Annotated in this window: 11 protein-coding genes; 4 read left to right on the forward strand and 7 right to left on the reverse strand. The window is 72.0% G+C overall.

Going from position 1 to position 12,630, the window contains the following annotated elements; translation table 11 throughout:
• Positions 1-315 precede the first annotated feature (315 nt).
• Together AOK18_RS21515 and mca are read right to left on the reverse strand one after the other, a co-directional pair.
• Positions 316-576: a hypothetical protein gene (locus AOK18_RS21515; RefSeq protein ID WP_074994171.1), complete on the reverse strand. Its 261-nt coding sequence runs from the start codon at positions 574-576 to the stop codon at positions 316-318.
• Positions 569-1,450: a mycothiol conjugate amidase Mca gene (mca, locus tag AOK18_RS21520; RefSeq protein WP_055574734.1), complete on the reverse strand. Its 882-nt coding sequence runs from the start codon at positions 1,448-1,450 to the stop codon at positions 569-571. The genes AOK18_RS21515 and mca overlap by 8 nt, the downstream gene beginning before the upstream one ends.
• Before the next feature lie 218 nt (positions 1,451-1,668).
• Here mca and AOK18_RS21525 point away from each other — a divergent pair, with 218 nt between their 5' ends.
• Together AOK18_RS21525 and greA are read left to right on the forward strand one after the other, a co-directional pair.
• Positions 1,669-2,067, forward strand: coding sequence for a DUF4307 domain-containing protein (locus AOK18_RS21525; protein ID WP_055695420.1), 399 nt, complete (start codon positions 1,669-1,671; stop codon positions 2,065-2,067).
• Between the two features lie 183 nt (positions 2,068-2,250).
• Positions 2,251-2,748: a transcription elongation factor GreA gene (gene greA, locus AOK18_RS21530; RefSeq protein ID WP_055574732.1), complete on the forward strand. Its 498-nt coding sequence runs from the start codon at positions 2,251-2,253 to the stop codon at positions 2,746-2,748.
• A gap of 93 nt (positions 2,749-2,841) precedes the next feature.
• Here greA and AOK18_RS21535 read toward each other — a convergent pair whose 3' ends face one another.
• The 3 genes from AOK18_RS21535 to ilvA all read right to left on the reverse strand — a co-directional run bounded on the left by AOK18_RS21535 (position 2,842) and on the right by ilvA (position 6,152).
• Positions 2,842-3,687 (reverse strand): ABC transporter permease, encoded by an 846-nt coding sequence (locus AOK18_RS21535; protein WP_055695421.1) that lies wholly within the window; start codon positions 3,685-3,687, stop codon positions 2,842-2,844.
• On the reverse strand, positions 3,684-4,727 hold the full coding sequence (locus AOK18_RS21540; protein ID WP_055695422.1) for an ATP-binding cassette domain-containing protein: 1,044 nt from the start codon (positions 4,725-4,727) through the stop codon (positions 3,684-3,686). The genes AOK18_RS21535 and AOK18_RS21540 overlap by 4 nt, the downstream gene beginning before the upstream one ends.
• A 195-nt stretch (positions 4,728-4,922) precedes the next feature.
• Complete coding sequence (ilvA, locus tag AOK18_RS21545) at positions 4,923-6,152, reverse strand: threonine ammonia-lyase (RefSeq protein WP_055695423.1); 1,230 nt, start codon at positions 6,150-6,152, stop codon at positions 4,923-4,925.
• 163 nt (positions 6,153-6,315) lie between these two features.
• Between ilvA and AOK18_RS21550 the strand changes: the two genes are divergently transcribed.
• Positions 6,316-6,822 (forward strand): MarR family winged helix-turn-helix transcriptional regulator, encoded by a 507-nt coding sequence (locus tag AOK18_RS21550; protein WP_175400417.1) that lies wholly within the window; start codon positions 6,316-6,318, stop codon positions 6,820-6,822.
• A gap of 181 nt (positions 6,823-7,003) precedes the next feature.
• Here the strand turns inward: AOK18_RS21550 and AOK18_RS21555 are convergent, their stop codons facing one another.
• On the reverse strand, positions 7,004-8,161 hold the full coding sequence (locus AOK18_RS21555; RefSeq protein WP_055695424.1) for a cystathionine gamma-synthase: 1,158 nt from the start codon (positions 8,159-8,161) through the stop codon (positions 7,004-7,006).
• A gap of 106 nt (positions 8,162-8,267) precedes the next feature.
• Between AOK18_RS21555 and AOK18_RS21560 the strand changes: the two genes are divergently transcribed.
• Positions 8,268-9,386: a hypothetical protein gene (locus AOK18_RS21560; protein WP_055572622.1), complete on the forward strand. Its 1,119-nt coding sequence runs from the start codon at positions 8,268-8,270 to the stop codon at positions 9,384-9,386.
• Between the two features lie 82 nt (positions 9,387-9,468).
• Here AOK18_RS21560 and AOK18_RS21565 read toward each other — a convergent pair.
• Positions 9,469-12,630: S8 family peptidase (locus tag AOK18_RS21565; RefSeq protein ID WP_055695425.1), on the reverse strand; the 3,162-nt coding region annotated here is incomplete at its 5' end.

The following is a 12,630-nucleotide window of genomic DNA, read 5'->3' on the forward strand; positions in this document are numbered from 1 at the left end:
GGGCGGAAGACGTGCTGGGCCGGTCACCCGGGGCAGGTGGGCACGCCCCTGCGGCGGGTCCGCGTCGACCGGCGGCGCGGCGGCGTGAGCGGCCGGGCCGTGCGGGCAGGCGGGCGGCCGGGCGCCGTGGTGACGCGGTCCACCCTGTGACACGAACGACCTGTGACACGAATGACCCTGTGACGCGGACGCCCCCGCGGCGCACCGCCCCGCGAGGTGCTGCCGCGTGCCGTCACGCGCCGTGCCGTCGCAGGGCTCGCCGCCCCGCGGCACGCCGCCGCGCGGCCTTCCGGGGCCGTCGGAAGACCGCGCGGGTCAGCCCTGCTCCTTCTTCCCCGCCGCGTCCGCGGCCGGCTGCCCGGCGTCCTCGGACTCCGCCTCCCGGGAGCCGGGCTCGGCGAAGTCCACCCGGTTCATGTGCCGGTTCATCGACTTCATCAGGCCCCAGACCGCCACGGCCATCACCGCGAAGACGATGAAGCCGAGGACACCGGGGGTGACCTTGTCCTTGTCGTACTCGGCGAGGGTGACCAGGTGGCTCATTGCCAGATTTGCGCTTGCGCTCATATCAGGCATTGTCGCGGATGCCCGCGAAGAGGTCGTCCTCGGGGAGGGAGGTGGCCACGAGGGACTTCGCCAGCTCGTACTCCTCGGTGGGCCAGACCTCCTTCTGGATCTCCATCGGGATCCGGAACCAGCCCCCGTCGGGGTCGATCTGCGTGGCGTGCGCGATCAGCGCCTTGTCGCGGACCTCGAAGAAGTCCGCGCACGGAACGTGCGTGGTGAGCGTGCGCTCCTTGCGGCCGGACTCCGCCCAGCGCTTGAGCCAGTCCCCGTACGGCGACTCCATGCCCCGGTCCAGCAGCGCCCGGTGCAGCGTCTCGGTGCGGGGGCGGTTGAACCCCTGGTTGTAGTAGACCTTCAGCGGCTGGAAGACCGGGCCGAACTCGTCCTCCGGATACGTCCCGGCGTCCGCCGCGCCCTCGAACGCCACCATCGTGATCTTGTGGGTCATGATGTGGTCGGGGTGCGGGTAGCCGCCGTTCTCGTCGTAGGTGGTGATCACCTGGGGACGGAACGCGCGGATCTTCCGCACCAGCTCCCCGGCCGCCTTGCCCACGTCCTCCAGGGCGAAGCAGCCCTCGGGCAGCGGGGGCAGCGGGTCGCCCTCGGGGAGACCGGAGTCGACGAAGCCGAGCCACTCCTGCTTGACCCCGAGGATCTCCCGGGCCTCGTCCATCTCCTTCCTGCGCACCTCGTGGATGTTCTCCTCGATGTACGGGTCACCCTGCAGTTTGGGGTTGAGGATGGAGCCGCGCTCCCCGCCCGTGCAGGTCACGACCAGCACGTCCACCCCCTCGGACACGTACTTCGCCATGGTGGCCGCGCCCTTGCTCGACTCGTCGTCGGGGTGGGCGTGCACGGCCATCAGTCGCAGCTGGTCAGTCAAGACTCATTCCTCAAGTCGGTAGGCGCCCCCGCGCACCCGGTACGCGCACCCGGTACGCGCTCCCGCCGGCAGCCGTCCCGGGGACGTCGCGGTGGGGTGGCGGGCAGGCGGTGGACGGAAGGCTTCTATAGTGACCGAAGCCGGGGGTGAATAATTCCGGGAGCTCCGTTCCGGGCCTCCCGGGAGGCACACGTCCCGTTCCTGCCGAGGAGACGATCATGAGTACGGCGAGCACGCGACCGCCCGCGGGCCGGTACGGCCGCTCCTCGGACGAACGCGCGGACCGCACCCTCAGGATCGTCGGCGCGGTCCTGGCCGCGGTCATGCTCGCCCTGTTCGGCTGGTTCGGCTACCACTACGTCGTCAAGAACGAGATCAGCGGCGAGCTGATCGGCTTCGACGTCTCGAAGACCGCGGTGAAGATCCGCCTGGAGGTCCACAAGGACGCCGGGACCGAGGGCTACTGCACGGTGCGGTCCCAGGCCGCGGACGGCGCCGAGGTGGGCCGCGCCGACTTCCGCTTCGGCGGCGAGGACACCCGCATCGACAGGGTCGTCACGCTCCGCACGACCGCTCCGGGCTCCTCGGCCGAACTCCTCGGGTGCCGCGCCGACTGAGTCCGACCCGGCCGGTCCAACGGGGATCACCTCCGCTCCGACCTGCGGAGACATGACTCCGGAGGCTTATGTCCTCCCCCTTCCGCCGTTGAATTGTTAGGCTCGTGGTTTCGCCCATCCGTGGAGGAACATCCTTCAGGGAGGGCGTTGCTTTGTATTCCCACGTACCTACGAGGAGCACCAGTGACCCAGACCAGCGAGAACGTCACCTGGCTGACCCAGGAGGCGTACAACAAGCTCAAGGACGAGCTTGAGTACCTTACTGGTCCCGCGCGTACGGAGATCTCCGCGAAGATCGCCGCCGCGCGCGAGGAGGGCGACCTGCGGGAGAACGGCGGGTACCACGCGGCCAAGGAGGAGCAGGGCAAGCAGGAGCTCCGCGTGCGGCAGCTCACCCAGCTCCTCGAGAACGCCAAGGTCGGTGAGGCACTGGCGGCCGACGGTACGGTGGGGCCCGGCATGGTCGTCACGATCGCCTTCGACGGCGACGAGGACGACACGCTGACCTTCCTGCTCGCCTCGCGCGAGTACGCGAGCGCGGACATCGAGACGTACTCGCCGCAGTCCCCGCTGGGCACCGGAGTCAACGGCCACAAGGTCGGTGAAGAGGCGGAGTACGAGCTGCCGAACGGCAAGAAGGCCTCGGTGAAGATCCTCAAGGCCGAGCCGTACAAGGGCTGACACCGGCCGGTCCCCCGGCGGCCGCGCGTCCGCCGGACCACCGGCACCGGGCCCCCGGCGGTCCTCCCCCACGGGAGGCCGCCGGGGGCTTCGTCATGACCCCGCCGAACGGTACTTGCGCACGGCGAGCGTCCTGAAGACGAGGATGATCAGGACCGACCAGATCAGCGAGGCCCCCACCGGGTGCCGCATGGGCCAGGCGTCCGAGGGGGAGACCCCGGGGTTGCCGAAGAGCTCCCTGCAGGCCTGGACGGTGGCGCTGAACGGGTTCCACTCCGCGATGTGCCGCAGCCAGGGGGTCATCTGGCCGGTGTCCACGAACGCGTTCGACACGAAGGTGACCGGGAAGAGCCACACCAGGCCGCCGGAGGTGGCCGCCTCCGGGGTGCGCACCGACAGGCCGATGACCGCGCCGATCCAGGTGAACGCGTAGCCGGAGAGCAGCAGCAGTCCGAAGGCGGCGAGCACCTCGCCCGCGCCGGTGTGGGTGCGCCAGCCCACCAGCAGGGCGACCACGGCGAGCACCAGCAGGGTGAGGGCCGTCTGCACCAGGTCGGCGAGGGTGCGGCCGGTGAGCACCGCGCCGCGGGCCATGGGCAGGGAGCGGAAGCGGTCGATGAGCCCCTTGTGCATGTCCTCGGCGATGCCCGCGCCGGCTCCGGCGGTGGCGAAGGTGACGGTCTGGGCGAAGATGCCGGCCATCAGGAACTCGCGGTAGACCTGCGGGTCCGTGGTGCCCCCGATGTTCATGGACCCGCCGAACACGTAGGAGAAGAGCACCACGAACATGATGGGCTGGACGAGCCCGAAGATGATCACTTCGGGGATCCGGGCCATCCGGATCAGGTTGCGCCGGGCGACGATCAGGGAGTCCCGGATCGACTGGACGAGGGGGTTGCCGGGTGCCGCGATCCGTGCGGCGTCGGTGACGGCGCTCACCGGGCGGCCTCCTTCCCGCGGGGGCGGCGACCCTGTCCGGTGCCGGATCCTTCGGTGCCGGCTCGTGCGCCGTCCGTTCCCCCGTCCTGCGCGGCATGGCCGGTGAGGGAGAGGAAGACGTCGTCGAGGGTGGGGCGGCGCAGACCGATGTCGTCGATCTCGATGCCGTGGACGTCGAGTTCGCGGATGATCTCGGCCAGGAGCTTCGCGCCGCCGGAGACCGGGGTGGTGATCTTGCGCATGTGTTCCTCGACCCGGGTGCCGCCCCGGTCCGGGCCGCGCGGGCCGAACCGGTCCAGGAGGGCGGAGGCGGCCCGGAGGTGCTGCCGCTCGTGCACCACGACCTCGACGCACTCTCCGCCGGTGCGGGCCTTGAGCTGGTCGGAGGTGCCCTGGGCGATGACCCGGCCGTGGTCGACCACCGCGATGTCGTGCGCGAGGTGGTCGGCCTCCTCCAGGTACTGGGTGGTCAGCAGCAGCGTCGTACCGCCGGAGACGAGTCCCCTGATCACGCCCCACAGCTCCTGGCGGTTGCGCGGGTCGAGGCCGGTGGTCGGCTCGTCCATGAACATCACGGGCGGGGAGACGACGAGGGCCGCCGCGAGGTCGAGCCGCCGCCGCATGCCGCCGGAGTAGGTCTTCGCGATGCGGTCGGCGGCGTCCGCGAGGTGGAACTGCTCCAGCAGTTCGTCCGCGCGCGCCTTCGCCGCCCCGGCCCTCATCCGGTAGAGCTGCCCGACCATCCGCAGGTTCTCGCGGCCGGTCAGGTACTCGTCGACCGCCGCGAACTGGCCGGACAGGCCGATGGACCGGCGCACGGCGTCAGGCCGTTCGAGCACGTCGATCCCGGCGACCACGGCCCTGCCGTGGTCGGGCCGCAGCAGGGTGGTCAGGCAGCGGACGGCGGTGGTCTTGCCCGCGCCGTTCGGCCCGAGCAGGCCCAGGACGGTGCCCTCGGGGACGTCGAGGTCGACGCCGTCCAGTGCCCTTACGTCGCCGAAGGTCTTCACCAGGCCTTCGGCATGGATGGCGCCTGGCATATGAGTCTCCACGTCATCGGGGATTCTTCTGAGAAGCCTAGGAAGGTGTGCCGTGTCCCGCCTCGTCACGGCCCCGTCCCGCCGTGCCCGGGCGCCGCCGCGCACCGGGACCGGACGCGCGACCCACACCATGACGCGATACATCGCGCCCCTCGGCGCGTTGCCACGAACGGGTGACGAAGGAGGAGCGCGGGGTCAGCCGATGACCGTGTAGCCCGCGTCGCGCAGGGTCCGGTCGACCTCGGCGCGGTGCTCCGGCCCCTTCGTCTCCAGGTGCACCTCGACCTCCACCTCCGTGAGCCCGAGCCGGGGATCGGTGCGCACGTGGCTCACGTCGAGGACGTTGGCGTCGGCCCCCGACAGCACCCCGAGGAGCGCCGCGAGGGCGCCCGGCCGGTCCGCCAGACGCAGCCGCACGGCCAGGTAGCGGCCCTGCGCCGCCATCCCGTGCCGCAGCACCCGCTCCATCAGCACCGGATCGATGTTGCCGCCCGACAGCACCGCGACGACCGGCCCCTCGAACGAGCCGGGACGGCTCAGCAGCGCCGCGACCGGGCTCGCCCCGGCCGGCTCCACGACCAGCTTGGCCCGCTCCAGGCACAGCAGCAGCGCGGCCGACAGCTCGCCCTCGGTGACGGTGCGGATCTCGTCCACCAGCACGTCGACGATCCCGAACGGCACGTCGCCGGGCCGTCCCACCTTGATGCCGTCGGCCATCGTCGCCGGATCGCGCACCGACACCGGGTGCCCGGCCGCCAGCGACGGCGGGTACGCGGCCGCCCCCTCCGCCTGCACCCCGATGATCCGTACGTCCGGCCGCAGCGCCTTCACCGCGACCGCGATGCCGGCGATCAGCCCTCCGCCGCCCGTGCCGACGACGATCGTGCGCACCTCCGGGCACTGCTCCAGGATCTCCAGGCCCACGGTGCCCTGCCCGGCGACGATGTCGGGGTGGTCGAAGGGGTGGATGAGCACCGCGCCCGTCCGGGCCGCGTACTCCTCCGCGGCGGCCAGTGCCTCGTCGACCACCTGGCCGTGCAGGCGCACCTCGGCGCCGTACTCCCGGGTGGCGCTGATCTTCGGCAGCGGGGCGCCCTCCGGCATGAACACCGTCGAGCCCACCCCGAGGAGCGAGGAGGCGAGCGCGACGCCCTGCGCGTGGTTGCCGGCGCTCGCGGCGACGACCCCGGCGGCGCGCCGCTCCGGCGGCAGCCCGGCGATCCGGACGTACGCGCCGCGCAGCTTGAACGACCCCGTGCGCTGGAGGTTCTCGCACTTCAGGTGCACCGGGGTGCCCACCGTGCGGGACAGGTGCCTGCTGCTCTCCATCGCGGTCGTCCGCGCGACACCCTGGAGCGTCTTCCGGGCGCCGCGCACATCGTCGGGGGTGACGGTGCGCAAGGAGTCAGCCGTGCCGTGGCCCATGACTCCAGCATCGCAGTCCACGGCCGCGGGCGTGCGCGGTGGACCGGCGGGCGGCCCCGGCTTTGCGCAGCGCCGGTACGGCCCGCCCTCCGGCCGCGTACCCTGTCCCCCAATTAGCAGCCCTCCACGAAGTGAGCCTCCGGCCATGCCCACAACACCTGACATGTCGATGGACACGACGACCGTCGGTGACACCGGCCTCCTCGACACGCTGCAGCACGAGGTGGCGCTGTTCGCCCGCCGCGCCGAACAGACCCGGCTCGGCGGCGTCGGCCAGGTGCGCACCTTCATGGACCGCGCCGCCTACCTGCTGCTCAACCGCCTCGACAGCGAAGGGCCGATGGGGGTCAAGGCGCTCGCCGCGAGCATGGGCATCGACTCGTCGACGGTCACCCGCCAGGTGGCCCCGCTGGTCGACACCGGTCTGGTGAAACGCACCTCGCACCCCGAGGACGGCCGGGCGGTGGTGCTTCAGCTGTCTCCGCGCGGGCACGCACGCCTGGAGGAAGTCCGTTCCTCCAGGCGTCAGTTGATGGCCGAACTGACACAGGACTGGGAGCAGGAGGAGCGCGAGGCGTTCTGCGCGCTCCTCACGCGCTTCAACGGCGCGCTGTCCGCGCGGATGTCGGCGCCGGACGCGCCGGGCCCGGAGGAACGGTCCTCCTCCTGAGCCGCCGGCACCGGAGGAGCGGTCCTCCTCCCGGGCCACCGGCACCGTGAGTGTGACCACTCCTGGACCGCGCCGTGCACGGCTCCCCCGCTGCGGGCCGGGCACGCGGCGGGGGCGGAGCCGCCGTCGGGCACGGCTCCACCCCGCGCGTACGGGCCCCGGGGGCTTCGGGGTCCTCGTGCTACCCGGCGAGCGCCTGCCGGAGGTCCTCGAGCAGGTCGTCGACGTTCTCGATGCCGACGGAGAGGCGGACCAGGTCGGCGGGGACCTCGAGGGCGGAGCCCGCGACGGACGCGTGCGTCATGCGGCCGGGGTGCTCGATCAGCGACTCGACACCGCCCAGGGACTCGCCGAGCGTGAAGATCCTGGCCCGGTTGCAGACCTCGACGGCCGCTTCCTCGCCGCCCTCCACGCGGAAGGAGATCATGCCGCCGAAGGACCGCATCTGCTTGGCGGCGACCTCGTGGCCGGGGTGCTCGGGCAGCCCCGGGTAGAGGACGCTCGTCACGCGCGCGTGCCGGGTGAGCATGTCGGCGACCTTGGTGGCGTTCTCGCTGTGCCGGTCCATGCGCACGGAGAGCGTCTTGGTGCCGCGCAGCACCAGCCAGGAGTCGAACGGCCCGGCGACCGCGCCCATCGCGTTCTGGTGGTAGGCCAGTTCCTCGCCGAGCTCCGCGTCGCCCGTGGCCAGGGCGCCGCCGACGACGTCCGAGTGGCCGCCCATGTACTTGGTCAGGGAGTGCACGACGACGTCCGCGCCGAGCGCGAGCGGCTGCTGGAGGTACGGGGTGGCGAAGGTGTTGTCGACGACGAGGCGGGCGCCGGCGTCCCGGGCGACCTGGGCGACGGCGGCGATGTCGGTGATGCCGAGCAGCGGGTTGGAGGGGGTCTCCACCCACACGGCCTTGGTCTTCGGGGTGATCGCGGCCCGGACGGCGGCCGGGTCACCGGTGTCGGCCACCGACCACTCCACGCCCCAGCGGGCGACGACCTTGGCGAACAGGCGGAACGTGCCGCCGTACGCGTCGTTCGGGATCACCACGTGGTCGCCGGGGCTGAGCAGCGTGCGCAGCAGGCAGTCCTCGGCCGCCAGCCCGGACGCGAACGCGAGGCCGCGGCGGCCGCCCTCCAGGGCCGCGAGGTTCTCCTCCAGGGCGGTCCTGGTCGGGTTGGCGCTGCGGCTGTACTCGTAGCCGCCGCGCAGGCCTCCGACACCGTCCTGCTTGTACGTGGACACCTGGTAGATCGGCGGCACGACCGCGCCGGTGAGGGGGTCGGCCGTGTTGCCCGCGTGAATCGCGAGCGTCTCGAAGTGCTGGCTGATGTGCGTGTCGCTCATGTGCACCGAGGGTAGTCCGCCCGCGCCCCCGATGACCGCAGCCGAGTCGTCCGCCGGCCCGGCACCACGCTCGCCAAGTGCCGACGCGATCTGGTTCGCTTGAGACATGGAGATTCTCTTGGTCCTGCTCGGGGTGGTCATGATCGGCTTCGTGGTGCTGCCGTTCCTGAGGCGCGGGCGCGGCGGGATCACACAGGTACCGGCCGGTCATCCCGACGCGGCGGACCCGGCCGGCTACGGCTTCGCCCTGGAGGAGGAGCTGGACGTCCGCATGCCCGGCCCCGACCAGGATCTGCTGGACGTCCTGGACCTGGTGCAGCGCACCCGGGACTACCGCGGGGCCCGGCAGCTGCTGGCCGGCACCGAGATGACGAGCGAGCTGCGCTGGCAGCGCGTCCAGGCCTTCGCGGGCGCCGCCTCGCTCGAACTCGCCGCGCGCCCCGGTACGGCCGGTGAGTCGCCGGGCGGGCAGTGGCTGCGGACGTGGCGGGCGGAGGCGCCCAAGGACGCGGGGGGCGCGGCGGTGCACGCCGAGTTCCTGGTGCAGCAGGCGTGGCGCACGGCGACGCCCGGGACGGACGAGTTCCGGATCATCATGGAGGAGGCGAGGGCGGCGTGCGGCGAGGCGGCGCTGCTGGCCCCCGGTGACCCGGTCCCGTACATCGTGGAGCTCTCGGTGGCCCGCGGGCTGGCCTACGAGCGGAAGGACTTCGAGCAGGTCTGGCTGAAGATCCTGGACCGCGCGCCGGCCCACATGGGCGCGCACCTGGCCGCCCTGCACTACTGGTGCGAGAAGTGGCACGGCTCGCGGGAGCTGGCGTACGCGTTCGCGGAGGCCGCGGCCGCCCGGGCCCCGCGGGGTTCGCTGCTGGCCGCGATGCCGCTGTTCGCGGTGTTCGAGCACCTGCCGGAGGTGAACCTGGTCAGCGGCTTCTACCGGAGCGAGGTGGTCACGAAGGCGGTCCACGGCGCGCTGCACGCGGTGCACGCGGCCCGTCCCGACGACCCGATGGCCGCGCACGTGCGGCACCTGCTGGTCTTCTTCCTGGTCCGCGGTGAGCGCTGGGCGGAGGCCATGACCCAGCTGACGCACATCGACGGCCACGTCGGCGCGCTCCCCTGGACCCTGTCCCCGGACCCCGCGGCGGAGTTCGCGGTCTACCGGGCCCTGGCGGTCGCGGGCTACGAGGCCAACGGCGGCAGCCCGGCGACGCTGCCGCACTGAGGGGCGACACGGGGGAGGGCCCGCCGGAAGCCTGGCTTCCGGCGGGCCCTCCCCCGTGCTCAGCAGTGGGCCGGCGGCCGGCTCACTTGCCGTGGTAGGCGTTGTGGATGGAGATCGTCGACGTGTTGCCGTTCTTGTCGGTGATCTTGGCGCGGAAGGAGATCGCCTTCTTCTTCGCGGGGTTCTTGACGGTGATCTTGCCCTTCGTGACCGTGGTCTTCTTCCAGGTCTTGCCGGCGTCGTAGGAGACCCACACCGTCAGCGACTTGAGGTTCTTGCCCTTGGCCGCGCCCTCGACGGTGACCGGGAAGGTGACCTTCTTGCCCGCCGTGACCTTGCTGTCCAGTCCGGTGACCGCCTGGAAGCGCGCCGTGGAGACGGGCAGGTGCTTCGCGTCGGAGGTCTTCTTGGAGCGGAAGGTCCAGCTCGCGTCGACGCGGGTGGACGCCGCGGAGACCTTGGCGCTGCGCTTGACCGAGGTCGTCAGCCGGTAGGAGGCGTCGGCGGAGGGCACCTTGAACGCGTCCTCACCGACCAGCGGGTCGTCGTGGGAGCCGACCTTGGTGCCGTTGCGGTACAGGCTGGTGGTGACCGAGGCGACCTTCGAGAAGCCGACGTTGCCCTGGCCGTCGGCGAACAGCGGGAGGATGCCGTAGATGTGGTTGCCGTCGCGGAAGAGGCCGTAGTCCGAGGTGACACGCGGTCCGAAGACCGCCTTGTGCACGGTCTTGGAGTACGTCGTGCCGGCCTTGAAGGCGAAGTCGTCACCGAGGGTGTAGGAGGACTCGACGACCGGCCAGCCCTCGGCGTCGACGCCGCCCTGCTGCTCGAAGTCGAGGCCCCACCGCACCCCGTTCTTGGTGGACAGGTGGAGGGTGCGGGTGCTGGGCAGGGTCTGCGCGATGCCGAACCCGGAGGCGGAGTAGCTGTCCGGCAGCATGCCCATGGCGCTGACCACGCCCTTCTTGCCGCTCGCCGCCGCGCCCATGGCGACCTTCACCGTGGCCAGCTCGGACGCCTTGTAGGCGCGGGTGTAGCCGGTGGCGAGCTTCTTGACCTTGCCGCCCGCGACGGTGCTGTACTGCGCCTTGCTGCCCTTGCTCCAGTGGGTGTCCCACTGCTGGGTCAGCGAGCCGTCGGTGATCTCCGGGCCGAGGTGGGCGGTGCGGAAGTTCTTGAGCGACTCCAGCCACCAGCCGAAGCCGTAGAAGCTGTTCTTCGTCTCCAGCCCGTAGTCGGCCGAGACGAACTGCTCCTTGGCCGCCGAGTCCGGCACGGTGATCTTCACCGGCTTGGCCTTGCGGGCGTCCAGCGTGACCGTCGTCTTCTTGGTGACGCTCAGCTTCGGCTGGGCGAGCCAGTCGGCGCCGGTGAACTTCTCGGGGTCGGTACCGGCGTACACCGAGGTGTTCAGGACGTAGGTGCCCTTGGGCACCCGGACGGTGACGGTGCCGTCGGCGTCGTAGGGCTGGTACCACTCGCCGGCGGCGGCGCCGGAGATGGCCATCAGGTCCGTGCCGTAGTTGGCCGTGGCCTTGCCGTCGCGGCCGAGGACCTTCAGGGTCACGTCGTAGGACTCGGCCTCCCGCTCCACGCCCGCGGCCGTGCGCACGGTCTGGCCGCCGCCGGTCGCGACCACGTAGGCCGAGTAGGAGCCGTCGGTGGTGCCGCCGAGCTTGGTGTTCGCGGTGAGGTCGACGGAGGCGGTGCCGCCCGCGGGAACCGTCACCGTGGTGGCGCCCAGGGTGAAGAAGCCGGCCGGGGCCGCCTTGCCCTTGGGGCCGGTGGCGGTGGACGTCAGCTTCAGGGTGACGTCCGCGGTGCCGAGGTTGCGGTAGGTCAGCGCCTTGGTGACCGGCTTGTCGTCGGTGTGCGGCCACTGCTGGACGCCGAAGCTCAGCGAGGCCGGCTCGGCGATCACCGTCTGCTTGACGGCCCTGTCGACCTGGATCCGCCCGGTGCCCTGCTCGAACGGCGTGTACGCGCCGCCCTTGGTGGAGCCGGTGAGCGCGCCCTTCAGCTCCGCGGAGCTCCAGTCGGGGTGCTGCTGCTTCAGGAGCGCGGCCGCGCCCGCGACGTGCGGGGTCGCCATCGACGTGCCCGAGATGGACATGTAGCCGGCCGGCTTCTCGCCGACCTCCTTGGCGATGTCGTTGCCCTTGGCCGAGGCGGCCGCGATGTCGACGCCGGGCGCGGTGACGTCCGGCTTGACGGCACCGTCGCCGAGGCGGGGGCCGGTGGAGGAGAAGTCGGCGAGCTTGTCCTTGTCGTCGACGGCGCCCACGGTGAGGGCGGCTTCGGCGCTGCCGGGCGAGTTGAGCGACCGGGGGCCCTCGTTGCCCGCCGCGATGGCGAACAGGACGCCCTTCTCGGCGGAGAGCTTGTTGACCGCCGCCTCCAGCGGGTCGATCTCGGCCGTGTCCCGGCCGCCCAGGCTCATGTTGACGATGTCGGCGCCCTGCGCGACGGCCCACTCCATGCCGGCCAGGATGCCGGAGTCGTCGCCGAAGCCGGCGTCGTCGAGGACCTTGCCGTTGAGCACCTTGGCGCCGGGTGCGACGCCCTTGTACGTGCCGCCCGCCTTGGCGCCGGTGCCGACCGCGATCGAGGCGACGTGGGTGCCGTGGCCGACCCTGTCGCCGGCGTTCGGCGAGCCGGTGAAGTCCTTGGACGCGGTCACCTGGCCCTTCAGGTCCGCGTGGGCCGTGTCGACACCGGTGTCCAGGACGGCGATCTTCACGCCCTTGCCGTCGTAGCCGGAGGCCCACGCCTTGGGGGCGCCGATCTGCGGGACGGACTTGTCGAGGGACGCCTCGCGGACGCCGTCGAGCCAGACGTGGGCGATGCCGGACGCGGTCCGGTCGCCGTCGGTGACCGCCTTCCACAGGTCGGGCGCGTCCTCGTGCGGGGTCTGCACGGCGTCCGCGTTCAGCGCGCCGAGGGTCCGGCGGAGCGTGGCCGCCTCGCGGACGTCGGACTTCGCGGCGGCGGCCGCGCGGCCCTGGTAGCCGACGATGACCTTCGGGCCGCGCTGCTGGGAGCGGCGGGTGGAGTCCTTGCCGAGTTCGGTGATGTCGAAGAGCCGCCGGTCGAGCCGGCCTCCGGCGATCAGCCGGGCGGCGTCCGCCGGCAGGACGTAGGTGTGGCCGCCGGACTTGCGGATCTGGACGGGTATGTGTTCCCGGCCCTTGGCCCGCTCCAGGCCGACGACGCGGCCCTTGGCGTCCACGGCGACCCGGTCGCC

It is taken from the genome of Streptomyces prasinopilosus (assembly GCF_001419695.1).
GTDB classification, from domain to species: domain Bacteria; phylum Actinomycetota; class Actinomycetes; order Streptomycetales; family Streptomycetaceae; genus Streptomyces; species Streptomyces prasinopilosus.